Below are 25,218 nucleotides of genomic sequence, written 5' to 3'. Positions count from 1 at the left end.
TAAATTTTGAAAGGATGATAAAAAATATGACTGAATCAATAGAACAAATGGTAGATGATTTAAAAGGCAAGCTACGATTAGTAAATACAAGTGTATTGAATAAAGATGCAATACCTGAAGAAAAGAAAGAAGAATTGAAAGAAATACATACTATGGTCATGTCTAGAAAAAACATTTCAGCTAGTGAAATGACAGCTATTACACAAGCTTTAGGTGACCTTAGAAAATAAACAAAGGTGGTTAAACAAATGGGTTATGAAAAACAGCTTCAAAAATATGCAGAGTTATTAGTTAAAGTTGGTTTGAATGTTCAGGAAAAAGAACCTGTATATATTCAAGCTTCAATTGATGCAAGTGAATTTGTACATTTAGTTGTTGAGGAAGCATACAAAATAGGGGCAGAAGATGTAAAAGTTAGTTACAAAGATGATAGAATTGCACAGCTTAAATATCAATATGAACCTGAATCATTTTTTGAGAATGTTAAACAATATGATATTGATGAAAAAATGGATTATTTAGATAGAAAAGCAGCGTTCTTATCAATTGTTTCATCTAGTCCAGATAGTTTGAAAGATGCTGATCCTAACAAGATCCGCAAATCTATGGCGGCAAACGGAAAAGCATTTAAAGACTATATGGTTGCTGTTCAAAGTGATCGTATGAGTTGGTGTGTTGCTTCATATCCATCAGTTGGTTGGGCTAAAATGATGTTCCCTGAATTAAGTGATGATGAAGCGGTCAATAAATTACTTGAAACAATTTTAAAAACAGTACGAGTTGATCAAGAAGACCCAGTGAAAGCTTGGGAAGAACATGATCACTTATTACATGAAAAAGCGGATTATTTAAATAACAAAAAATATAAAGCATTGCATTACAAATCAGAAGGTACTGACTTAACAATTGAATTACCAAACGGTCAATATTGGTCTGGTGCTAGTTCTGTAAACTCAAAAGGCAACAGCTTTGTAGCGAATATGCCTACTGAAGAAGTATTTACTGCACCACATAAAAATGGTGTTAACGGAACAGTAAGTAATACATTACCTTTAAGCTATTCAGGTAATATTATTGATGACTTTACTTTAACATTTAAAGATGGTGAAGTAGTAGATTATAAAGCTGGTGTTGGTGAAGAAATTTTGAAATCGATTCTTGAAACAGATGAAGGTTCAAAACGACTAGGTGAGGTAGCATTAGTACCTGTTGATTCACCAATTTCTAACATGAACACGTTATTCTATAATACATTATTTGATGAAAATGCCTCTTGTCATATTGCATTAGGATCTGCGTATGCATTTTGTATTGAAGGTGGCAAAGATATGTCAGCTGAACAATTAGCTGAAAATGGTTTAAATGATTCAACAACACATGTTGACTTTATGATTGGTAGCAAAGATTTATCAATTGATGGCATTTTAGAAAATGGTGAGAAAGAACCAGTATTTAGAGATGGTAATTGGGCATTTTAAAAGATAGCCATTTAAGAATACATCATGTATAATAAAGATAAATAAAGTCTTTATAGCCATTCAAAGGAGGGGATATCATGAGTACACCAATGGAATGGAGTGTAATGATCGCATTTGTGTTCGCAATTTTTGCATTTGGCGGCGCATTAATGATGTATCTTGTTCAAACATTCGATAGTAGAGAGTCTGTACGAATTGATACTGCTGAAGAAGCACTAGAGAAGAAAGTCTTTGATGATGAGGAACATTATCATTAATAACAATGTATAGCCAGGGAAACCTGGCTATTTTTTTCAATAAAAATAAGCAAAAATCGAACGGGGTTATAATATGAAAACGAAGAAACCAATGAAAGAATCAAGAAGTGTCAAATCCATACAAATCTTTCCAGAGGACACTAATCACCACAATACGATGTTTGGTGGTAAATTAATGGCGGAAATTGATGAAATCGCAGCAATCGCGGCGATGAGACATAGTGGGAATTCAGTTGTAACAGCATCTACGGATTCAGTAGACTTCTTACAACCAATCGGAACGGGTGAAGTGATATCGTTAGTTTCATTTGTCACTTATGCAGGTAAATCATCTATGGAGATTTGTGTAAAAGTCATTAGTGAAGACAATATTAATCAAAAGAAACATTTAGCAGCGTATAGCTTTTTAACATTTGTAGCTTTAGATAAAGAAGGGAACAAAGCAGAAGTTCCAGCAATTTATCCAGAAACAGATGATGAAAAATGGTTCTATGAAAGTGCGCAAGATAGAGTGAAATTACGCCAAGAAAGAAGAAAAGAAAGCAAGAAAACATTAGACTTCATGTCTACAAAACTATATATCTAATTTAAATAAAGGGCTAGGACAACAATCGTTATCCTAGCCCTTTATTATATTATTGATTCATTCTTAATTCGTTTGCTTTAAAGTCAACATCTTTATAGTACATATCTTTTACGAGTAGATTTGGACCTAAACATCTCACTTTAGGACAGTGACAGTTAAGTGATTTTGCTAAAGATGAATTCATCCATGTTTGATAAACATCTTCAAGTTTATCTTGTTTGATATTTGCGATAGATCCCGTTTCATCGCCGAAGTCTGTAACGATTACATCTCCAGAAAATACATTTACGTTTAATCTGCTTCTTCCATCTGGATCATTTCTTAAACTTACATTTTTAGATGATTTTAATCTAGATAATAAGTTCTGGTCAGATTCATTCATGAAACAAGGGTAAAAAGGTAACGTTCCAAATAACATCCATGTGTCTTCATCTCTAAAGTCTAAAATCTCATGAATAGTATCTTTCATTTCATCTAAACTCATAATATTTAACTGACTCGCAAAGTCAGAAGGGTACATAGGATGTATTTCATGACGACTACATTTCATATCATGAACAATTTCATTATGGATTTTTTGTAAATAAGGTTTAGTACTTTTATTTAACATCGTTTCAGCAGATACAAACATACCTTGTTCTGATAGTGTGGCAGAGTTTTGAATCATTTGTTCGTATAGACGATATCTTGCTTTTAAAGGTGGTTTCTTGTCCATTACATGGAAACCAACTTCACTGAATTCATCTATTGTTCCCCAGTTGTGTGAAATATGCATAACATCAATATACTCAGCAATTTCTAAATAACGGTCAAGTGGTAACGTTAAATTAGAATTCATTTGCGTGTAAATGCCTCGTTTGTGTGCATATTTTAATAAAGGAACGACAGTTTCTCGAATTGATTTTTTACTGAACATTGGTTCTCCGCCAGTAATTGAGATTGTTTTTAAATGAGGAACTTCATCAAGTCTCTTTAAAATTAAATCCATCGGTAATGTGTCAGGGTCTCGTAATTGTAACGTATAACCTACTGCACAATGTGCACAACGCATGTTACAGAGTGTAGTCGTTGTAAATTCTATATTACTCAGTTGTAATGAACCATGTTCATCTATATCGTTATAGGCTTCCCACGGGTCGTTTTTTATTGAAATAGGACTTTTCAAGTCGTATATCATGATATATCCTTCTTTCTGATTTTTTTCCTATCTATGAGCGTAACACTTGTTATCAAATTTTCCAATACTGATTTATGATTGTTTTTATACTTGTTATCATTCATAATAATATTATTAAAAATAAAGGAGTATTAAAATGAGTAAAAAAACATCACTTAATGAAATCAAACAAAGGTTATCAGACTTTTTAGATGAAATGGAAGCAATGAATCCTGAAGATATGGAAGTATCTGATGTAGATGAATGGATTGCTTTGCTTGATGAACTTGAGAAAAAAGTTCAAGCTATGCATGATTAACGGTGAGCATAGATGAATGTTTCAGTAAAAGTAGGACAGAAGTTTCCTTTAACGATCAAACGATTAGGTATTAATGGTGAAGGTATTGGCTATTATAAGAAGAAGATAACATTTGTAGAAGGTTTATTGCCGGGAGAGGTTGGACTTGTCCAAGTTGTAAAAGCGAAACCAAATTTTATCGAAGCGAAAGTAGTCAAAATCCGTGAACGTAGTAAAGAAAGGGTTAAACCTAAATGTAAAGTTTATGATATTTGTGGTGGATGCCAACTGCAACATTTAAATTATGATGCGCAACTTTTATTCAAATCACAAATTGTAAAAGATGCGTTAACTAAATATGCGAAAAATATCCCAACAAAAATTGTAAAACCTACAATCGGTATGGATAATCCTTGGGGATACCGTAATAAAAATCAATTTCCTGTTCAGAAGAAGGGAAATCAACTCATTGCAGGCCTTTATGAAAAAGACAGTCATCAATTAATTGATATTAAAAAATGTCCAGTTCAAGACAAACGTACAATTCAAGTTACGAATGAACTGAGAAATATTTTGATGAATTTAAAAGTTAAAGTATGTAGAAATCCAAATAAAGAACAAGGGCTAAGATATATTGTTACGAGAGTAGCAAAACATAGTCAACAAATACAAGTTACGTTAGTTTGTACGGACGATCAATTGAAGTATAATAAGTCTCTTATTGATCAAATCATGAATTTGTCTTTCGTGGAAAGTTTATCCATCAATATTAATAAAGAGAAGACATCACGAGTACTTGGCAATCAAACGATTCATGTAAGTGGTAAACAACAAATTACAGAAACGCTTGGTCAATACTATTATGATTTATCGCCAGATTCATTTTTCCAATTAAATCCGGAACAAGCTACAAAAATGTACGGTGAAATTGAAGCTCAAGCGAATTTAACAGGTAATGAATCAGTTGTAGATGCATTTTGTGGAACAGGTACAATTGGTATTTGGCTTTCTAAAAATGCGAAAGAAGTAAGAGGTATGGATATCATTAAAGAAGGTATTGATGACGCCAAGAAAAATGCTGAACTCAATAATCGTCATAATGTACACTATGAAGTTGGTGATGCATATAAAGTTATGGATAAATGGATTAAAGAAGGTTTTAAACCAGACGTGATAACAGTTGATCCGCCAAGAACAGGATTAGGTATTAAAGCTGTTGAACTTATTAAATCCGTTCATCCAAAAACATTTGTGTATACAAGTTGTAATCCATCAACTTTAGCTAAAGATTTAGCACACTTATCTAAAAAATACAAAGTCGTAAGCATGCAACCTATTGATATGTTTCCACAAACAGCACAAGTAGAAGTCGTAGCAAAATTAGTTGCAAAATAAGTTTAAAACCTTTCAAAAGTGGTATATAAATATTAGACATACTATGAAAGGAAGAGATTGATATTATGAGTAAAAAAGTAGCAGCAGTTGTAACAGATTTATTCGAGGACGTTGAATTAACAAGTCCACAAAAAGCATTAACTGATGCTGGACATGAAGTTGTTATTATTGGTGAAGAAAAAGGTAAAGAAATCACTGGTAAAAAAGGCGAAAAAGTTACAGTAGAAGTTGGTATTGATGAAGCAAATGCTGCAGATTATGATGCAGTCTTAATTCCTGGCGGATTTTCACCAGATTTATTACGTGGAGATGAACAAGGACGTTTTGGCGAATTTGTTAAACATTTCGTACAAAATGAAAAACCTTCATTTGCAATTTGCCACGGACCTCAATTATTAATTGATACAGATTTATTAAATGGCAGAACTGTTACTAGTTTCTTGTCAGTTAGAAAAGACTTACAAAATGCAGGTGCAAAAGTCGTTGACGAATCTGTAGTCGTTGACAATGGCATCGTCACAAGTCGAACTCCAGACGACTTAGAAGACTTTAACCGTGAATCACTTGCATTGCTTCAATAGATGCTTTGATGAGCCACTCACTTTTATAGTGAGTGGTTTTTTTGTGCAGGCTATTATATAATTTTTTTATAATATGTAAGGAGCGTGGTTTATGGAAAGTAAGTATGATACAAAGTATTTTCAGTCATTAATAGGGCGCGCTGAATTAACCGAAAATATTTTGAAATCAATTCAAAATAAATCAAGTGGAAACGATGGCGAAAACTATTTTAGTGCTATTTTAAATTGTGATACGGATATCGTATATTTGAATGACTTTCAATTTACTTACAATAGTCAAGTTCAAATAGATACAATCGTCATCGATGATTATGCAATATATTTATTCGAGATAAAGAATTATAAAGGCATTTATTATTTAGAAGACACGTTGTTAAAAAATAATTTTGGAAGTACATTTACCTCACCGTTCATACAAATGGAACGAGCTAGAAATGAATTCAATAAACTATGTCACTATTTAGAAATTGGTAAACCCGTCATTTCAAAATTAGTCTTTACCAATCCTTACTTTAACTTCAAAAATAGAAACCTACTAAAAGATCAAGTTATCTTACCCTCAGAATTAGGCTCCATTACCCAACTTTTTAAAAATCAAAATCAATCAGAAAATATAAGAATTAAACAGAAACTATTATCAGTAAGAAATTCATTTGATGCACAATACAATAAAAGTGTGACAATACCGTTTGAACAAATCAAGCCAGGTATCAAATGTCCTAGATGTCATCGCATGTTCACAGTAAAAATTGAACAAGACAAACAGAAATGTACATGCCAATATTGTGAGTCCGTCATGGATAAAAAGTATCTTTATGAATATAATTTGCAAGAACTGTATTATTTAAAACAAGAGCCATTCACTATCACCGAAGCAGTATGGTGGTTAGGAGGGAATAGTATTACTACAATTCGAAGAGTATGTGAACAAAACTTTAAAAGTATAGGTAAAAGATATAAGAAATACTATATTTAGAATTAGATGAGTTAGCTAATTACCAGAATTCCGAATAATGGTAGTAAGAGCGTTCTAATTACCAGAATTCAGAATAATGGAAGTTACAGCATTCTAATTACCAGAATTCCGAATAGTGGAAGTTACAGCATTCTAATTACCAGAATTCAGAATAATGGTAGTAAGAGCATTCTAATTACCAGAATTCAGAATAATGGTAGTAAGAGCATTCTAATTACCAGAATTCAGAATAGTGGAAGTTACAGCATTCTAATTACCAGAATTCCGAATAGTGGTAGTAAGAGTATTCTAATTACCAGAATTCGAAATAATGGAAGTTACAGTGTTCTAATTACCAGAATTCAGAATAGTGGAAGTTCAGAGTTCTAATTAATACAATTTCAAAAAATGTCCCTAACATCCGTTAACAACCTCCATCACAATCTACAAAATTCCACATCTCAGCGCGCTATTTTAAAATTTTTATTGAAAATACTTAAATTTAACCCAACAGAAAAAGCAGTGAAGTTCTTCATAAACTTCACTGCTTCTTTATTTTTATTAGAAGAATCTTCTTATTAGTGTTTTGAGTGGTGGCATTTTTTCGAGTCTGTTTTCTTCTAATGCTGTTCTAATTTCGAATTTTGCATATCCTTTTGCTTCGTCCCATATAATTTTACCTGGTAATGGAGCAGCATCTGAATCTACTTTTACGTTAACAACTACAGGTTTATTCGCATTTTTAGCTTTTTCAAGTGTAGGGGCGATGTCTTCTACATCTACGACATTATAGCCTATACCGCCACAACTATCTGCAAATTTAGCGAAGTCGATATCGCCTAAATCAATAGCATATTCTAACTCACCAGCTGCTTGTTGTTCGTATTTTATGAAAGCTAATTCTTGGTTATTCAGTACGACGACGATAATAGGTAGTTTATATTGTACCGCTGTAACGAAGTCTTGCATAACCATCGCAAATCCTCCGTCACCTGTAATAGCAATTGCTTGCTTATCTGGATTTGCGACTTTACTTGCTATCGCTCCTGGTAATGCACAGCCCATCGTGCCTAACCAAGATGACGTGATAAATTTATGATTGTGACCGAGTTGTAAATATCGTGTGCTCCATACTGTTGAAGTTCCGACGTCAACTGAAAATACTGTGTCATCTGTTGAAATTTTTTCTATTTCAGACATTAATAATTCTGGTCTGATTGGTTTGCTGTCATTATTTCTATCTTCTTCTAACCATCTGTTCCATGCTTTCATATTTTCTTGGCATGCTTTTAAGAATTTACGGCCGGTAACTTTTTCAGACGCTTCTGTTAATGCAGCTAATACATTTTTTGTATCGCCTATTAAGCCTACATCAACATTAAAACGTTTGCCGATATTTGTTTGATTAATATCAATTTGGATACATGGTATATCTTTATCAGGTAAATAATCTACATATGGATAATTCGTACCAACTAAAATTAATAAATCAGCATCTTTAGACGCTTCAAATGCTGGTTTAGTACCGATTTTACCTAAGTTACCCATGAAATTAGGATGTTTATCTGGTATGATACCTTTTGCTGGTAATGTAATTAAACCAGGTGCATCGATATGAGCTAAGAAGTTAAGTAATTCTTCCTTAGCATCTTTAGCACCAACACCAGTTAGGACGACCGGTTTTTCACTTTTATTTATAAGTTCTGCAGCTTTTTTAACATCTTCATCTTTAGCGTAAGTTACTGCATTTTCAAATTTATAAGTTTCTCTAGGGACATTGTCTTCAATTTTCTCACCTAGAACATCACTTGGAATCGTTAATACTGCAACGCCTTTTTTAGCATATGCAGTTTTGATAGCTTCATCTACAATTTCATGTACATTTTCAGCTGATTCTAATTGTTTATTATAAACAGCTACATCTTCGAAAAGGGCTGTTAAGTTAACTTCTTGGAAGAATTTCGTGCCCAATAATTTCGAATCTGTTTGACCTGCTAAAACGAGCATAGGGACATTATCCATTTTAGCGTCATACATACCATTTAACATATGTATTGCGCCCGGACCACCAATACTTAATGCTACTGCTATTTTGCCTGTTAATTTGGCATAACTACTAGCAGCTAAAGTTGCAACTTCTTCGTGTCTTACATCATAGAATTTAATATTATCTTCTTCTGTTTTAAGTGCATCTACGACTTTATCTATTGAATCACCAGGTATGCCATATACGTGGTCAATTTGCCAATTCTTTAAGACTTGTACGAGTGCTTTGTTTGCTTTAATTTTTGCCATATAAAATTCCTCCTTATCGTTATCTATACCCAAATACGCTAAAAGTTATACTTATAAATAAGACTCAGGACTGATTTTGTTGTTTTTCAGTAAAAAGAAGTGTTTAAATTCATTATTACAAGCTATAATGATGTAAGAAATATGAATAAGGGAGAATACAGATGGGGCTATTTAAGAATAAGAAGAATGAAATACCACAACCTAATTCAGAAGAAGTTCAATATAGAAGATATCAACATTATTATCAAGAACCTGTACAGCCGAGAAAGAGAAAAAGAATTTCAAAGCTATTTGGTCTTGTAACAATACTTATTATACTAGCGATTACTTTTTATTTAGCAGTTATGTATATGTGGTCAAGAACATCTGATGTTGATGATTTAGTAAAAATTGAAGATAAACAATCTTATGTTCAAGTTGAAGATATGCCTGATTATACTAAAAATGCTTTTGTAGCAGTTGAAGATAAACGATTTTATGATCATGATGGAATTGACTTAAGAGGTGTATCACGTGCGCTTGCTGTAAGTTTGAAAAATGGTGAACTAACGCAAGGTGGAAGTACGATTACGCAACAAGTCGTTAAAAACTATTTCTATACGAATGAAACGCAACTCACAAGAAAAGTGAAAGAGATGTTTGTGGCGAAACGTGTTGAAGATAAATATAGTAAGAATGATATTTTGAGTTATTATGTCAATAATATCTATTTTGGTCAAAATAATTATACGATAGAAGAAGCGGCAAATTATTACTTCGGTGCGACAGTCGATAAAAATAATCCAAACCTTCCTCAAGTAACGGTATTACAAAGTGCAATTTTAGCTAGTGTCGTAAATGCACCATCCAATTTTGATATTAATAATATTAGTGATAGTTATATGACACGTATCAAAACAACGCTTGAAAAAATGAAACAACAGAATTATATTACTGAATCAGAGTATACTGAAGCTATAAATGAATTAAATCAATAATAAACACACTGAGTTAAGAGATTAAACTTTTAAACTCAGTGTGTTTTATTGTATCCTATATATATGTGTGGAGGGATGTAAAATGCTTAAAATAACTAAACTTGAAGTACAAAAGAAAAACAAAGAACGTTTAAATTTATTTATTAATAATGAATTTGAAATGGGTATTGATCAAGCAACATACATCTACTTTAATTTAAGAAAAGATTTAGAAATTACGAAAAGTAAATTACAAGAAATTAAGGACTACGATCAATATAGACAGGCACTTAATCAAGCGATTGTCTATTTATCACATAAAAAGCGTACGAAATATGAAGTAGAAAAATATTTAACAGACAAAGAATATGGCAGTGACTTAATTGATAGAGTGATAGAGTATTGTCAATCTAATAAATACATAGACCATAAAGATTATATTGAAAGTTTAAAAAACACCATTTTAAAAACAACGGATAAAGGTCCTGACCATTTTGAAAGAATAGCAAAAGAAAAAGGTATAGAACAAGATTTAGTTTACGAATTCAAAGAAAAGTTTGAAATGGAAATGGCAGAAGAACGAATTCCGAACATCGCCAAGAAGATTATGCAAAAAAAGAAACAACCTCCTAACCGTTTAAAGCAAACGATTGTCCAAACACTTCAACAAAGAGGCTATGCTTTTTCATTAATCAATGAACATCTAACAGATTTGAATATTGAACCGACATCTGATGATGTTGAAAATATTTTGATGAAAGATTTGGAAAAGGTATATAATAAATATCAAAAGAAATATAATGGATATGAACTTAAGTCACATGTTATTCAAGCACTCGTAAGAAAAGGGTATACATTTGAAATGATTAATGACAAATTAGTAGAAAGTGGTATTGTAGATGAATAATGATAAAAAATTTGTTGAAATGACAGACTATGAACTTAAAAACGCAATTGCTGAATATCGCGAAAAGATGAGAAAATCAGAAATGATGGGTATACTAAATGAATATGAAGTATATAAGAGAAAAGCGCTCATAGCAGAAAGTTACCTTGTCGACACTTCAAAAATAGAAGTCGGTAAAGTATATGGCTTAATAGGTGACACACCTAGTTACTTTAAAGTAGAACGCATTAATGGTGTATTTGCTTGGGGATTTAGATTAAAAGGATCAAAAATTGAAGAAGGCATTCCTGTAAGTCTTCTACAACTATAATGGTGGTGCAGAATGACACAGCAAATATTACTGAGAGTTGTTAACGCAACTAAATATTATTATATAAGTAAAGAACAGAATAAATTCAAATCATTATTTAAGTTAAAGCACCTTAATAAAGACATTGTACTTAAAAATGTTACCGTGCATCTTTATAGAGGCGAAGTGCTGGGCATTATCGGCGATGATCAGTCTGGTAAAGAAATGATCAGTAAATTAATGATTAAAGAAGTTGCACCTAATTTAGGTAAAGTAACAAATCATGCACAAACATTTTTAGCGGATGTTAGACATAAAGCTGATGATCATCAAACATTAAATGAAATGATTATTCGTACTTTGAGTTTATCCGGTGTAGAAATTAGAGACATTACGACGATTCAAAGACAAATATTAAGCTTTGCCAAATTATCGGATAAAGCTTCAAAGACGTGCCAAGATATTAATGAAGCAGAATATGCGCAGTTGTTAGTTAGTATAGCCAAATATATGAGACCTACCGTTGCAATTTTTACGAACATCATTCAATACTTAGACGAATCATTTCAGAAGAAGTTCCATGAATTTTTAAATGAACAAAAAGAATACGATCGTGCAGCTGTTGTTATTGATGACCATATACACTCAATTGAGAAAATGAGTAACTATCTTATCTGGCTAACTTATGGTCAAGTTAGAAAAGAAGGTACCGTTAAAGAAGTATTAGGTCATTACCGAGAATATCATAAGAAATATAACCAAATTCAAGATAAAGACCAAAAAGAACTTTACGATCTTAAATGGAAGATGGCTCAACAAGAACTTCCTATAGCGCACGGCGAAGGTTATAAAAGAATGCGTAAATATCAATACGGTAGAGTGCCGAAATCTATTGAGAAAATGATATTTTATGGCTTAACATTTATCTTTGGTGCTACATTAGCAGCGCTATTTATGTTTATAGGTGTGGGTAGCTCGCCTACAGAAAAAGAAGTTACATCAAAACAGGTCATCACAACAAATAGTGAACCAAAATACATAGATAAGTCAGCTTATGTCCTATCGCTGAAACATGATACAGAACTCACACCTTCATCCAAAGGCTCAAAGTTGAAATTACCTCAGTATAGTTTTGTAGATGTAACAGGTGAAAATCAATCTAATTATAGACTTGAAGTAGATGACAAGACTTATATCTCTAAGAAGAATAACTTGTACTTTTTCAATCCGGCAGGACTATATGAAGACGTTGATTGGTCAGATTTAGAAGATTATGTTGATGATAGTTATTTAAATTATATAGATTTTTATAACAGCTTTATGCATAAATCACATAAGAAAGTTTCTGAGACCATTACAGCTGATAAAGCAAACCGATTTAATGAACAAATGGAAGGCCAAAAAGTACATATGGTTTTCGACAGTGATAATCAACTAACTGGTTTTACATTTGATATGAAAAACAAAGCTAAATTAGTTAAGAAATATAATATTTCAAGTGACACTTGGGTAGTTAAATCAAGAGATGGCTTTATGATAGCAGACTTAGCAGAAAACAAATGGATTTTTATTCAATTATAGGAGGTCAATATGAACGAATTATTTGAACAACATATTAAACATTTTCCACATATGCTTAAATATTGCTTCTATGAAGTTAAAACTCATTATAAATATTATGTATCTGCTTTTGCTATCATGTTAGTATTATTGATCTTCACATATTTGAAGTTATGGATTACTGATGCGATAGATGTACAACAATCAACGTCTTATTATAAATTGATTGGCTTTTTCGCTTACATGTGGGTCTTTTTATCACTTTTCAATTCTGAAAAGACAGTCAGAAAGCAAGGAGCACTTTATAATAGATTATCAGTACCGTACTATGTTGGTGCTTCTTCACAAGTATTTTTAACGATGATTATGTTCTTGATTGTTGTAACACTTACTGGTATAGTTTCAACATTTTCGACATCAAATTTAATCGAAATTAATCATTTAGGATTTTTCTATTATTTAGTGATGGCATACATATTACTTGTACCAGTAGCATCTATTATCGGCGTGTTTGGTAAATATGTATATTCTGCAAGGTTTATCGTTTTCGGATTATTGATTGTATTATTATTTGTCGTACCGATATTGTATGTACCTAATAATATGTATGCAGTTTGGGTCAATGTCTTAAAACTCAATCCATTATTCTATATTATTAATGGGTTCCAACAATCAATGGTGTTAGGTAACGCATCCGTTACGAATTTGCCATATCATATTCTGTTCTATTTTGAAGTAGCATTTATCTATTTAGCTTGGATCAATATTAATAAAGCTTATAAAACTGAATACTTTAAATAAAAAAATTAAGGCTGAGATGATTTAATCGTCTCAGCCTTAATTGTATTTCTAAGCTTCAAGTTTTTTCATTAATTTTTCTTCGGTAAATACCCAACCGATATATGAGTTTGTCACTTTCATATCATCATCTAAATGTAGTATAGCTACAAATGGGTAATGACCATTCTTCAAATATCTTAAATCAATAAATCTTAGTTCTGTTGTTTTTTTATCTATTCTTGTAACTTCCCATCGATAAATAGAACTGAAACTTAAGAAAGATCTTAAATTCTCATCATATTTAGCATAAGCCATTATATGGTCATTCGGGAATGCTTGTCTTTTGAATACATCATTAAATGCTACGTTACGACCATAACTACGTCCAACATAATCATGTGTTTCAGTTTGAATGGCAATACGCCATTCCATAAAACGTATTGTCGGTGCAACAAATATTTTAACGGGATTATCTTCTTGTTGTATTTGTTTTAAAGCTTGGTCTTTTATCGCTTTTTGTAATATGAATCGCACAATATAATAGAATATTAACAAGAAGTATAATGTACCAAAAGCAATGCCAGCATTAACACCGAGTGTCCAGAACAGTATGGCAACTAAGTGTGCTACAAAAATAATGGGGTCAAACGTATTAATAATACTTAATTGAATCCATTTATTAGATATCGGTCTAAGCGCCTGTGTACCATATGAATTAAAAATATCTACAAAAACATGAAAGAATACGGCAAATTGCGTCCATAACCAAATATGCAAGACATCTACTCCTGGAAAGATAACGAATATTAGAAACGTTAATATTAAAGGCCATAATAATGTAAAAGGTATTGAATGAGTGATACCTCTATGGTTTTTAACATATATCGCATTATTTTTTAATTTTAATACTGTATCAATATCAGGTATTTGTGATCCAACCATTATACCAGTTGCCACTGCAGCAAATGTAGGTGTAACATGTGGATCTAATGTTGCAAGACCAGTTAACGCAACACCCATAACAACGTGTGTACCAGTATCCATAAAAATCACCACTTTACTTTAATCTATATGATATATATTATATAGCATATGCATAGTAATCTGAAAGCAATTCACAAGAAAGTAGTGTCATAAATGATAGAAACGAAACAATTTAAAGACGATTTGCTTAATTGGTTTCATAAAAATAAACGACAAATGCCGTGGAGAGAAACATCAAATCCATATTATATTTGGTTAAGTGAAGTAATGTTGCAACAAACACAAGTTAATACTGTTCGACCATATTACAAAGCATTTATTGAGCGTTTTCCAACTATAGAAAGTTTGAGTGAAGCAAACGAAGAAGATGTACTTAAATATTGGGAGGGTTTAGGTTATTATTCTAGGGTTAGAAATTTTCAAGAAGCGGTTAAAGAAGTTCACCATAGTTATCACGGAGTAGTACCAGATAACCCTGATGATTTTAAAAAGTTAAAAGGTGTCGGCCCATATACAAATGCAGCAGTTATGAGTATCGTGCATAATCATCCGATACCAGCAGTTGATGGCAATGTGTTAAGAGTGTGGAGTAGATTGACTGGTAATGACAGTGATATAGCTGCACCGAAGACGAAAAAATTATATGAAGATGAATTACAGCCATTTGTAGAAGAACATTCTGGAGATTTTAATCAAGCAATGATGGAATTAGGAGCAACCATTTGTACACCTAAAAAGACTTTGTGTATTATGTGCCCTGTTCAAAAACATTGTTATGCTTTTGCTAATGGTATAGTGGATGAATTACCGGTTAAAAAGAAAAAAATAAAGAAAAAGACAATTGATTTTAACGTATTATATATCACGAATCGTTCTGGAGAGATATTAGTACGCCAAAGAGATACGAAATTATTAAATGGCATGTGGGAGTTTCCAATGTTTGAGGCTGATGAAAGTATACACAGCATTGAAGAAACTTTAGATGCAGTTATAGATATTGATCAAACACCTGAATATACTACTAAGCATGTTTTTACACATATGACATGGAATATGAATGTATACCGTGCGCATACTCAAAAAAGTGATTTTGATTACCCATATAAATGGATTAAAAAAGAAGAAAAAGAACAGTTATCATTTTCAACATCTATGAGTAAGATTTTTAATCAACTCAATGGATAATGATAAGAAACATAATTTTAGCTTATTTATTTAAATATGATATAATAACTTGGTAAATATTTAAAAGGTGGTGTGGAACATGGTCAAAGAATCCATACCAAAAGAAGGCCAAGTAATTAAAATACAAAGTTATAAACATGATGGTAATATACATCGTGTGTGGTCTGAAACAACAATTCTTAAAGGTACGAGTCATGTTATTATCGGTGGGAATAATCGTACACTCGTAACAGAAAGTGATGGTAGAACTTGGGTAACAAGGGAACCAGCGATTGTTTATTTCCATTCAGAATATTGGTTTAACGTCATTTGTATGTTCCGCGAAGACGGTGTTTATTATTATTGTAATTTATCATCACCATTTGTTTGTGATGAAGAAGCGATTAAATATATCGATTATGATTTAGACATTAAAGTTTATCCAAGCGGCAAATATCATTTGTTGGATGAAGATGAGTATAAACAACATATGAAACAAATGAATTATCCTAAAGACATTGATGTAATACTTAGAAGAAATGTTGATATTCTACAACAATGGATTGAACGCAAGAAAGGACCATTTGCGCCAGACTTTATTAAAGTTTGGCAAGAAAGATTTCATTCAATTGATAGACGTAATTCTTGAGAATGAAAATATCACAGCCTAGCTAAAGCTAGGCTGTTTCGTTTGGACTAAGATTGGGGGAACAATAATGATTAAAAGGTATTTACAATTTGTAAAACCATACAAGTGGCATATTGTAGGTACGATTATCATTGGAATTTTAAAATTTGGTATCCCGTTATTACTTCCATTACTGATTAAATATGTAATCGATGATGTCATTAATAATGGTGCACTATCAATTGGACAAAAAACAGAAAAATTAACATATGCAATGTTAATTATGGGATTCATATTTGTTGTACTAAGACCACCTATAGAATACTTCAGACAATATTTAGCACAATGGACATCTAATAAAATTCTGTATGATATTCGTAAAAAATTATACACACATTTACAGGCATTAAGCTCAAGATTTTATGCTAATAATAAAGCAGGGGAAGTTATATCACGCGTGATTAATGACGTTGAACAAACTAAAGACTTTATCCTTACAGGACTTATGAACGTTTGGTTAGATTTAGTGACTATCGTCATCGCATTAAGTATTATGTTTGTTTTAGATATTAAATTAACATTTACAGCAATTGCGATTTTCCCAGTATTTATATTTAGTATTTATTACTTCTTCGGAAAATTACGTAGTTTAACGAGAAGAAGATCGCAAAGTTTAGCAGAACTTCAAGGATTTCTTCATGAACGTGTTTCAGGGATGTCTGTTATTAAAAGTTTTGCTATTGAAAAAAATGAAGAAAAACGATTTGATAAAAGAAACCAAAACTTCTTAACTAAAGCAACTGATCATACGAAATGGAATGCTAAATCATTTGCAGTTATTAATACAGTTACAGATATTGGTCCATTATTAGTAGTAGGTATCGGTGGTTTTCTTGTTATTCAAGGGAATTTAACTGTTGGGACATTAGCAGCATTTGTAGCATATCTTGAACAGTTATACGGACCTTTAAGAAGATTGGTTTCATCATCTACAACTTTAACGCAAAGTATCGCTTCAATGGACAGAGTATTTCATTTGTTTGATGAAAAATATGATGTCAAAAATGAAGATGACGCACAAGACATTGTCATTAAAGAAGGGCACATTACGTTTGATGACGTATCATTTAAATATAATGATTATGAAGATGAAGTGCTTAAACATATTAATTTAGATATTAATAAAGGTGAAACCGTCGCATTTGTAGGTATGAGTGGTGGCGGTAAATCGACACTTATTAGTTTACTGCCTAGATTCTATGATGTGACAAAAGGTAGTATTAGTATTGATAATCATAACGTTAAAGATTTCACAACTGAAAGTCTCAGAAATCAAGTAGGTATGGTTGAACAAGATAATATTTTATTCTCTGATTCTATTAAAGAAAATATTTTATTAGGTAAACCGGATGCATCTGATGAAGAAGTTATAGAGGCTAGTAAAAAAGCGAATGCACATGACTTTATTATGTCATTGCCAAATGGTTATGATACAGAGGTCGGCGAACGTGGTGTAAAATTATCAGGTGGACAAAAACAAAGAGTTTCTATTGCAAGAATATTCTTGAATAACCCTCCTGTATTAGTACTTGATGAAGCGACGAGTGCACTTGATTTAGAAAGTGAAAAAATTATTCAAGATGCACTTGAAATATTAAGTACTGAAAGAACGACTTTAATAGTTGCACATAGATTATCAACAATTACACATGCGGATAAAATAGTTGTTATTCAAAATGGACAAATTGAAGAAGTTGGTTCACACAAAGAATTAATGGCAGCACAAGGAAGTTATTACAACTTATATAATATTCAATCATTCGGGTAAAATTACAACACCCCCTCATTCTATGCTATTATTAATTTAATAGAGATAGACTGAGGGGGAATTTTTATGACTTTTTTAAGCATACTACAATTGATTGTGAATATTTTATTCTTTGTCATCATTATTGGTGGTATTATTGCCTGTATTTCTTTGTATGTTATAGATAAAAGGCAAAAGCATCATAGTGTATTAAGAAATTACCCGGTACTTGGTAGAGTGAGATACTTTTTAGAAAGTATAGGACCAGAACTTAGACAGTACTTAATATTAAATGACAATGCTGGAAAACCATTTTCAAGAAAGCAATATTTAAATATCGTCATGCCAGGTAAATATAAAAATAGAATCGAAAGTTTTGGATCGTTGAGAAAATTTGAAGAGCCAGGATTTTATTTACAAAATACAATGTTTCCAGTGGACCATGATGAATTAGAAATTAACCAAGATGAACAAATGTCTACTTTTATTTATGAAATTTCTAATGAAGGACTTTTTGATCGTAAAGAAGAACAGAAACAAAAAGATGTTGATCCATATAAATTAACAACAGATAACCAGATAATTATAGGTGGTGACTTAAAACATCCATTTATCGTTAATAGATTGGTTGGACAATCAGGTATGAGTTATGGTGCACTAGGTAAAAATGCGATTACTGCATTGTCAAAAGGATTAGGCAGAAGCGGTTCATGGATGAATACAGGAGAAGGAGGATTAAGTGATCATCATTTAAGTGGAGAATGTGATATCATCTTTCAAATAGGACCAGGTTTATTTGGTGTTCGAGATAAAGAAGGTAATTTCGATGAGAAAGAATTTATTGAAAAAGCCAATATGAAACAAGTTAAGGCATTTGAATTAAAGTTAGCGCAAGGTGCCAAAACGAGAGGTGGACATATTGAAGGAGCAAAAGTAACAGAAGAAATTGCTGAAATTAGAAATGTAACGCCTTTTGAAACAGTTAACTCACCTAATAGATTTGAGTTTCTTCATAATAATAAAGAGTTGTTACAATTTGTTCAGAAGTTAAGAGAACTATCTGACAAACCAGTTGGCATAAAAATAGTTGTCGGAAACATAAATGATTTAAAGAAATTAATACATGAAATGGTATCATCAAACATTATTCCTGATTTTATTACTGTCGATGGTGGAGAAGGTGGAACAGGTGCGACTTATCAAGAACTTGTAGATACTGTTGGTTTGCCATTATTTTCAGCATTACCAATATTAGATGTTGAACTTAAAAAATTTAAAATAAGAGATAAAGTGAAAGTATTTGCATCTGGAAAACTTATCACACCTGATCAAATTGCTATTGCTTTAGCGTTAGGTGCAGATCTCGTTAATGTAGCAAGAAGTTTAATGATTAATGTAGGTTGTATTATGGCTCAACAATGTCATACAAATAATTGCCCTGTAGGTGTAGCTACTACAGATCCAAAAAAAGAATCTGCTTTAGTTGTATCAGAAAAAGAATACAGAGTTTCAAATTATATTGTGAGTTTACATGAAGGGTTATTTAATTTAGCTGCTGCAGTAGGTGTGAAAAGTCCTAATCAAATAAATGAAAACCATTTATTATATAGAAGTGCTAATGGAAATGTCATGAATGTTAATCAATATAAAAAATCCATATATAAAGAGAATTAAAAATAGACCTGAACAGATAACTGTTCAGGTCTATTTTTATAAATCAAAATCTTCATCTTCAATTTGAATGTCGCTATCTTCTGGATGGTATTTGAAATAACTAGAAGATAATTTGTCTAAATGTAAAATAGTCGCTTTATAATCTAACATAGCTGAAATAACTTGCATGACGTTCTCAATATAGTAATCTTCTTGATCAGGATTTTCCATAATATCTTTAATGAATATTTCCATTAAATCTTCTTTATAAGGTTCTACTAAATAATCAGGAACTTGATCAATTTCGTGTTTAGCTTTTTGTGATATCCTTACTAATATTTGTTCATGCTGCGCCATCAGTTCATCCAGTTCAAACTTCATTTGTACTTTGAGATCATCATTTAAGTTATGAATATCGTTTTCGTAACGATTCATTTTTCTTAAAACTTCGTATGCTCTGCGTGTTGATGCAATAATCTCTTTGAAAAGAATCTTCTTACGCATTTGACTAAAAGCTTGTTTCTTTGTGTAGGCTCTTTCTTCTTTATAATATAAATAAAATTGTTCAAGCTTTACGATACGTGTTCTGATTGTTTCTAAATCTTGCTTTACGTAGTTAAATTCAGTTGTACCATTTAACACTAATCTAAACCATTTAAATATATCAGTAGAAATATTGAGTGAGTTATAATACATTTTAGTTTCGAATTTCGGTGGTAAAAACGTAAAGTTAACAAGGAAAGCACTTAAAACACCAATCATAACTAAGACGAAACGATAGAATGCAGAGATATAGAAATCTCCTTCATGATGTCCAAGTATGATTAAAGCTGTAACAACTGCTAAGTTAGAAACATGTTGTAGATTAAATTTGTAAAGTATTGAAATAATGATAATCGCTGTTAAACCGATAAATACAACATTGTTACCAAATATAGAGAATATGGTAACAGCTGTAATCGCACCAATCACATTACCTTGAAATTGTTCTACAATCGTTTTGAACGAACGATAGACACTTGGTTGCATGGCGACCATTGCAGCAACACCAGCTATTGATGTTATCATTGCTGGTCCTGGCAGTAAATTAGCTATAAATATTGCTAGGACAATCGCGATACCAGTTTTAAATATTCTTGCCCCAAATTTCATAAAACCATTCCTTTTTGTTTTTAAAACAGGGTTGTAACAAATATCACAAGCCTAGTATATATTGGTTATACAACGTTTTGGCTAACTTTTCAAGTTTATAATTGAGAGAAAGCGTAATCAACTGCATTTAATGTTTGACTTATGTCTTCTTCAGTATGTTCAGTTGTTAAGAACCATGCTTCATATTTAGAAGGTGCTAAATTAATACCTTGATTTAACATTAACTTAAAGAATTTTGCGAACTGTTCACCGTCAGTATTTTCCGCTTGAACATAATTTTCAACTTTTTCGTCTGTAAAGTAAAGAGTTAAAGCACCTTTGATTCGATTAACTGTTGCTTTAACGTTATGTTTTTTAATTAATTCCAATAAACCTTCTTCTAATTGTTGACCTAATTGATCCAATTTATCGTAAACACCAGGTTGTTCCAATATTTCTAATAAAGCAATTCCAGCTCTCATAGAAAGTGGGTTACCCGCCATTGTACCTGCTTGGTATGCTGGACCAAGTGGTGCAACATGTTCCATGATTTCTTGACGTCCTCCGTATGCACCGATTGGTAAGCCGCCTCCAATAACTTTACCAAATGCAGTTAAGTCAGGATAAACGCCTAATAAATCTTGTGCAGCACCGTAATGGAATCTAAATGCTGTAATAACTTCATCATAAATCACTAAACCACCGTATTGATGTGTTACTTCATTTACTGCTTCTAAAAAGCCTTCTTTAGGCTCAACCATACCGAAGTTTCCGACGATTGGTTCTACTAATACACCAGCAACTTGATCGCCCCAATGTTCCATAGCTTCTTTAAATGAATCTATATCATTAAAAGGAACTGTAATAACTTCTTGCGCTACACTTTTCGGTACACCAGCAGAATCAGGTGTGCCAAGTTGAGATGGACCACTTCCTGCAGCAACAAGCACTAAGTCAGAATGTCCGTGATAACATCCAGCGAATTTAATGATTTTATCTCGCTTAGTATATGCACGTGCAACTCTAATAGTTGTCATAACAGCTTCAGTACCTGAGTTTACAAATCTGATTTTTTCTAGCGATGGAATAGCGTTACGTAGTTTTTTAGCAAACGTAATTTCATATTCAGTAGGTGTACCGAATAATACACCATCTTCAGCTGCAGCTTTAATGGCTTCTGTTATATGTGGATGTGCATGTCCAGCTATGATTGGTCCATATGCTTGAAGATAGTCAATATATTTATTACCATCAACATCGTAAAAATACGCACCTTTACCTTTTTGCATAACTACAGGAGCGCCACCACCTACAGCTTTATATGAACGAGATGGTGAATTGACACCACCAAGAATATATTCATTTGAAAGTGTTTGTAAGTACTCACTTTTTGTAAATTCCATATTATCAACCTCTTTTAATTTAATTATTTTCATTTATATCGTATCATAAAATTAAACATCTATCGTTTATAAGGAGTGTAAAATATGATACAAATTGGTGAAAAATTTCCGGATTTCAAGTTGAAAAATCAAAATGGTGAATTAATTAGTAATGAGGACTTAAAGGGATCTAAAGTCGTTGTTTATTTTTACCCTAGAGATAATACACCGACATGTACGACAGAAGCATGTGATTTTAGAGATAATTTAGAAGATTTTAATGAATTAAATACGAAAGTTTATGGTATTAGTGGAGATAGTGAAAAGAAACATGCTAATTTTTCTAATAAACATAATTTGAATTTTGATTTACTAGTAGATGAAGATTATAAGCTTTCTGAAGAAGTAGGCGTATATCAATTGAAGAAATCATTTGGTAAAGAATCAATGGGGATCGTTAGAACGACTTTTGTGTTAGATGAAGAAGGTACTGTCATACATAAAATTGACAAAGTAAAAGTTAAAACTCAAATTGAAGACTTAAAAAACTTTATAAAGGAATGATATAAATGAAAGTCGTTACTTTAATGAGGCTAAAAGAACAAGAAGAGAGACTAAAAGAAACATTTCCTAATGTAGATTTTAAATTTTATAAACATCCGAATGAAGCACGTGATGAAGATTTAGAAGATGTTGATGTATTAGTTAGTTATCATGGAGAAGTGAATCCTTCATTTTTAGATAAATGTAAGAATATCAAACTAATCGCATGGTTTGCTACAGGGGTGAATCAATTACCTCTAGGTTACATTCAAGATAGAGGAATTAAATTGACTAATGCAAGAGGGGTACATGCCATTCAAATCGCTGAATTTATTTTTGCATATATTCTAAATGATATTAAACTATTTAGTACTTCATATGAGTCTCAAAAGAAACGTGAATTTAATCATAAGCTTAAACCTGATTCAATAAATGAAAAGACTATTCTATTTTTAGGTACAGGCAAGATTCCGCAAAGAACTGCTGAAGTTGCTAAAGTATTTAATATGAAGGTTATTGGTATAAATACAACTGGACATGATGTTCCTGGGTTTGATGAAGTTTATTCTATAGAAGAAAGACGTCATGTATATCATAAAGCTGACTTTGTTGTGAATGTATTACCTGAAACAGAAGATACGATACATTTATTACAGAAAGAAGACTTTAAACTTATGAATGAAGATACACATTTTATAAATGTAGGTAGAGGTACTGTCGTATCAGAAAGTGTCTTATATGAAGCCTTGGATAATAAAGAAATTAGATATGCATCTTTAGATGTATTTGAAGAGGAACCATTACCTGAAAACTCTAGACTATATGATTTAGATAATGTGTTTATCACAGCTCATATTACAGGTAATGATCTTAACAATTTAAAGAGAAGTACAGATATTCTAATTGAAAATCTCAAACATATTGAAAATGATGAGTCAGATAAGTTAATAAACATTGTTAACTCAGAAGCGGGATACTGATTAATTGTTTGACAAAATGCTACTAAAAGGGATATATTATAAATAATAATCATTATAAATTAGAAGGTGGGTGTAAGGATGCAACAAAATATTGAGAATGTTGAACATATGTTAGACGATGCAATTGGTACTTTAAGAAGTACTGGTGTTCGAATTACACCACAACGTCAATCGATACTTCAATATTTAATCGAAACAGATAGTCATCCTACTGCTGATGAAATTTATCAGTCACTTTCACCACAATTTCCAAATATGAGTGTTGCTACAGTTTATAATAACTTAAAAGTTTTTAAAGAAACTGGGCTTGTTAAAGAATTAACATACGGTGACGCTTCAAGTCGTTTTGATTTTGAAACACATAATCACTATCATATTATCTGTGATCAATGTGGTAAGATATCTGATTTTCATTATCCACGATTAGATGAAGTAGAGCAATTGGCACAACATGTCACTAGTTTTTCAGTAACGCACCACAGAATGGAAATATATGGTGTTTGTCCAGAATGTCAAAATAAGAATAAATAAAACAAAAAGCTAAAGGCGGATGCCTTTAGCTTTTTTTCTTTTCTTCAGTATGTTCTTCAGTTTGCTGTTCTTCTAATTTCTTAGATTTGCGCTTATTATTATAATCTTGATTAAAGGCTTTACCCTCTAAATTCTTATCTAATGTAAGAGGTTGATTACAATTAGCACAAATATCTGCTCGTCCTAACATTTTTGTATAATGATCACAGTTTGGACATTGCACTTGTATAGTACGAGAACTCAACATGCCAATCCAAAAGTAAACTATAAATGAAAGACCAAGAGCTAACATTCCTAAAACTAAGAATATACTAAATACAATTTGGCTCTTAAAATAGTAAAAGAAGAATACACCTATGTACATAACAATCATACCTAAGAAGATTAATCCTAATGCAAAAGATCTAATTCTATTTATTTTACTAGTAGGTTTTTTGCGAAATAGCTTCAAATCTATTCCCTCCATACTTATTAATACTGATAAAGTATAGCATAATTTCTATTAAAATATATAGTCCCTAATAAAGCGAAATAATACACAATTTTGTTTATATAAATCGTTGACGTATAGTATATATCTTGATATTATATAAAAGTCGTCAAAACAGACAGACATCGCAAAATAAAACGATTGTTAAAAAGGTTAATAAAGTGTAAATTTAACGCTTGAAATTAACTAAATAACAATGTAATATAAATTATGCAAGTTGATTGAAACGGAAACGACCACTTGAAAAGCTGAGTCAAACCGAACAAAACAAATTATTATTTTTTAAAAATAATACTTGACTTGATATTTAATAACTAGTATAATTGTTTCTTGTAGCGATTAAAATGAACATTGAAAACTGAATGACAATATGTCAACGTTAATTCCAATAATTGAGTACTGAAAGTACTTCAGAGTGATTGGCTTAACCAA

Annotated in this window: 26 protein-coding genes; 20 read left to right on the top strand and 6 right to left on the bottom strand. The window is 31.7% G+C overall.

Features of this window, described 5'->3' with window-relative positions:
* Positions 1-26: 26 nt before the first annotated feature.
* The 4 genes from LQ673_RS10725 (at position 27) to LQ673_RS10710 (ending at position 2,321) form a co-directional block, all read left to right on the top strand.
* Positions 27-230: a DUF1128 family protein gene (locus LQ673_RS10725; protein WP_025905159.1), complete on the top strand. Its 204-nt coding sequence runs from the start codon at positions 27-29 to the stop codon at positions 228-230.
* Positions 231-248: 18 nt separating this feature from the next.
* Positions 249-1,478: an aminopeptidase gene (locus LQ673_RS10720; protein WP_126477098.1), complete on the top strand. Its 1,230-nt coding sequence runs from the start codon at positions 249-251 to the stop codon at positions 1,476-1,478.
* Between the two features lie 77 nt (positions 1,479-1,555).
* Entirely contained in the window at positions 1,556-1,735 is a 180-nt protein-coding gene (locus LQ673_RS10715; RefSeq protein WP_037590455.1) for a hypothetical protein, read from the top strand.
* Positions 1,736-1,808: 73 nt separating this feature from the next.
* Complete coding sequence (locus LQ673_RS10710; protein ID WP_037590456.1) at positions 1,809-2,321, top strand: acyl-CoA thioesterase; 513 nt, start codon at positions 1,809-1,811, stop codon at positions 2,319-2,321.
* 49 nt (positions 2,322-2,370) lie between these two features.
* Here the strand turns inward: LQ673_RS10710 and yfkAB are convergent, their stop codons facing one another.
* Positions 2,371-3,498 carry a radical SAM/CxCxxxxC motif protein YfkAB gene (yfkAB, locus tag LQ673_RS10705; RefSeq protein WP_025905632.1) on the bottom strand — a complete coding sequence of 376 codons (1,128 nt, stop codon included), beginning with the start codon at positions 3,496-3,498 and terminating at the stop codon, positions 2,371-2,373.
* Positions 3,499-3,634: 136 nt separating this feature from the next.
* Here yfkAB and LQ673_RS10700 point away from each other — a divergent pair, with 136 nt between their 5' ends.
* The 4 genes from LQ673_RS10700 (at position 3,635) to LQ673_RS10685 (ending at position 6,727) form a co-directional block, all read left to right on the top strand.
* Positions 3,635-3,796 carry an SE1561 family protein gene (locus LQ673_RS10700; protein WP_049320382.1) on the top strand — a complete coding sequence of 54 codons (162 nt, stop codon included), beginning with the start codon at positions 3,635-3,637 and terminating at the stop codon, positions 3,794-3,796.
* 12 nt (positions 3,797-3,808) lie between these two features.
* A complete protein-coding gene (rlmD, locus tag LQ673_RS10695; protein ID WP_126477096.1) occupies positions 3,809-5,170 on the top strand; it encodes a 23S rRNA (uracil(1939)-C(5))-methyltransferase RlmD in 1,362 nt (453 codons plus the stop codon).
* Positions 5,171-5,235: 65 nt separating this feature from the next.
* Positions 5,236-5,751 (top strand): type 1 glutamine amidotransferase domain-containing protein, encoded by a 516-nt coding sequence (locus LQ673_RS10690; protein ID WP_025905630.1) that lies wholly within the window; start codon positions 5,236-5,238, stop codon positions 5,749-5,751.
* A 91-nt stretch (positions 5,752-5,842) separates the two neighbouring features.
* Complete coding sequence (locus tag LQ673_RS10685) at positions 5,843-6,727, top strand: nuclease-related domain-containing protein (RefSeq protein WP_191835833.1); 885 nt, start codon at positions 5,843-5,845, stop codon at positions 6,725-6,727.
* A gap of 540 nt (positions 6,728-7,267) precedes the next feature.
* Here LQ673_RS10685 and LQ673_RS10680 read toward each other — a convergent pair.
* On the bottom strand, positions 7,268-9,001 hold the full coding sequence (locus LQ673_RS10680) for a pyruvate oxidase (protein ID WP_191835834.1): 1,734 nt from the start codon (positions 8,999-9,001) through the stop codon (positions 7,268-7,270).
* Positions 9,002-9,162: 161 nt separating this feature from the next.
* Here LQ673_RS10680 and sgtB point away from each other — a divergent pair, with 161 nt between their 5' ends.
* From sgtB to LQ673_RS10655, 5 genes are all read left to right on the top strand, one after another.
* Positions 9,163-9,978: a monofunctional peptidoglycan glycosyltransferase SgtB gene (sgtB, locus tag LQ673_RS10675; protein ID WP_126477093.1), complete on the top strand. Its 816-nt coding sequence runs from the start codon at positions 9,163-9,165 to the stop codon at positions 9,976-9,978.
* 82 nt (positions 9,979-10,060) lie between these two features.
* Positions 10,061-10,864, top strand: a complete 804-nt coding sequence (recX, locus tag LQ673_RS10670; protein ID WP_126477092.1) for a recombination regulator RecX — start codon at positions 10,061-10,063, stop codon at positions 10,862-10,864.
* On the top strand, positions 10,857-11,174 hold the full coding sequence (locus tag LQ673_RS10665) for a YfhH family protein (RefSeq protein ID WP_126477091.1): 318 nt from the start codon (positions 10,857-10,859) through the stop codon (positions 11,172-11,174). Before recX ends, LQ673_RS10665 begins: the two co-directional genes overlap by 8 nt.
* A gap of 12 nt (positions 11,175-11,186) precedes the next feature.
* The gene (locus LQ673_RS10660; RefSeq protein ID WP_025905624.1) at positions 11,187-12,734 is read left to right on the top strand and encodes an ABC transporter ATP-binding protein; all 1,548 of its coding nucleotides are present in this window, start codon (positions 11,187-11,189) and stop codon (positions 12,732-12,734) included.
* A gap of 9 nt (positions 12,735-12,743) precedes the next feature.
* A complete protein-coding gene (locus tag LQ673_RS10655) occupies positions 12,744-13,514 on the top strand; it encodes an ABC transporter permease (RefSeq protein WP_058611102.1) in 771 nt (256 codons plus the stop codon).
* Positions 13,515-13,562: 48 nt separating this feature from the next.
* Here the strand turns inward: LQ673_RS10655 and LQ673_RS10650 are convergent, their stop codons facing one another.
* Complete coding sequence (locus LQ673_RS10650; protein ID WP_025907185.1) at positions 13,563-14,537, bottom strand: metal-dependent hydrolase; 975 nt, start codon at positions 14,535-14,537, stop codon at positions 13,563-13,565.
* A 93-nt stretch (positions 14,538-14,630) separates the two neighbouring features.
* Here LQ673_RS10650 and mutY point away from each other — a divergent pair, with 93 nt between their 5' ends.
* The 4 genes from mutY to LQ673_RS10630 all read left to right on the top strand — a co-directional run bounded on the left by mutY (position 14,631) and on the right by LQ673_RS10630 (position 19,750).
* Complete coding sequence (mutY, locus tag LQ673_RS10645) at positions 14,631-15,662, top strand: A/G-specific adenine glycosylase (RefSeq protein ID WP_159315341.1); 1,032 nt, start codon at positions 14,631-14,633, stop codon at positions 15,660-15,662.
* Between the two features lie 79 nt (positions 15,663-15,741).
* Positions 15,742-16,290: a nucleoside tri-diphosphate phosphatase gene (ntdP, locus tag LQ673_RS10640; RefSeq protein WP_025907189.1), complete on the top strand. Its 549-nt coding sequence runs from the start codon at positions 15,742-15,744 to the stop codon at positions 16,288-16,290.
* Positions 16,291-16,357: 67 nt separating this feature from the next.
* On the top strand, positions 16,358-18,097 hold the full coding sequence (locus LQ673_RS10635; protein ID WP_037590537.1) for an ABC transporter ATP-binding protein: 1,740 nt from the start codon (positions 16,358-16,360) through the stop codon (positions 18,095-18,097).
* Between the two features lie 66 nt (positions 18,098-18,163).
* Positions 18,164-19,750 carry an FMN-binding glutamate synthase family protein gene (locus LQ673_RS10630; RefSeq protein ID WP_191835836.1) on the top strand — a complete coding sequence of 529 codons (1,587 nt, stop codon included), beginning with the start codon at positions 18,164-18,166 and terminating at the stop codon, positions 19,748-19,750.
* 36 nt (positions 19,751-19,786) lie between these two features.
* On the opposite strand, the gene LQ673_RS10625 is transcribed toward LQ673_RS10630, so the two are convergent.
* Positions 19,787-20,881, bottom strand: a complete 1,095-nt coding sequence (locus tag LQ673_RS10625; RefSeq protein ID WP_191835837.1) for an FUSC family protein — start codon at positions 20,879-20,881, stop codon at positions 19,787-19,789.
* A 95-nt stretch (positions 20,882-20,976) separates the two neighbouring features.
* Positions 20,977-22,263 (bottom strand): glutamate-1-semialdehyde 2,1-aminomutase, encoded by a 1,287-nt coding sequence (locus LQ673_RS10620; RefSeq protein WP_191835838.1) that lies wholly within the window; start codon positions 22,261-22,263, stop codon positions 20,977-20,979.
* A gap of 84 nt (positions 22,264-22,347) precedes the next feature.
* On the opposite strand from LQ673_RS10620, the gene bcp reads away from it, so the two are divergent.
* The 3 genes from bcp to perR all read left to right on the top strand — a co-directional run bounded on the left by bcp (position 22,348) and on the right by perR (position 24,296).
* Complete coding sequence (gene bcp, locus LQ673_RS10615) at positions 22,348-22,806, top strand: thioredoxin-dependent thiol peroxidase (RefSeq protein ID WP_037590541.1); 459 nt, start codon at positions 22,348-22,350, stop codon at positions 22,804-22,806.
* Between the two features lie 5 nt (positions 22,807-22,811).
* A complete protein-coding gene (locus tag LQ673_RS10610) occupies positions 22,812-23,765 on the top strand; it encodes a phosphoglycerate dehydrogenase (protein WP_191835839.1) in 954 nt (317 codons plus the stop codon).
* 78 nt (positions 23,766-23,843) lie between these two features.
* On the top strand, positions 23,844-24,296 hold the full coding sequence (gene perR / locus LQ673_RS10605) for a peroxide-responsive transcriptional repressor PerR (RefSeq protein ID WP_025907200.1): 453 nt from the start codon (positions 23,844-23,846) through the stop codon (positions 24,294-24,296).
* 25 nt (positions 24,297-24,321) lie between these two features.
* Here perR and LQ673_RS10600 read toward each other — a convergent pair whose 3' ends face one another.
* Positions 24,322-24,762, bottom strand: coding sequence for a YgzB family protein (locus tag LQ673_RS10600; RefSeq protein ID WP_037590543.1), 441 nt, complete (start codon positions 24,760-24,762; stop codon positions 24,322-24,324).
* Positions 24,763-25,218: the final 456 nt, after the last annotated feature.

The organism is Mammaliicoccus sp. O-M54 (assembly GCF_022386035.1).
Lineage (GTDB): Bacteria > Bacillota > Bacilli > Staphylococcales > Staphylococcaceae > Mammaliicoccus > Mammaliicoccus sciuri_A.
The sequence above is the reverse complement of the archived record's forward strand: the minus strand, read 5'-3'. Positions and strand labels throughout refer to the sequence as shown.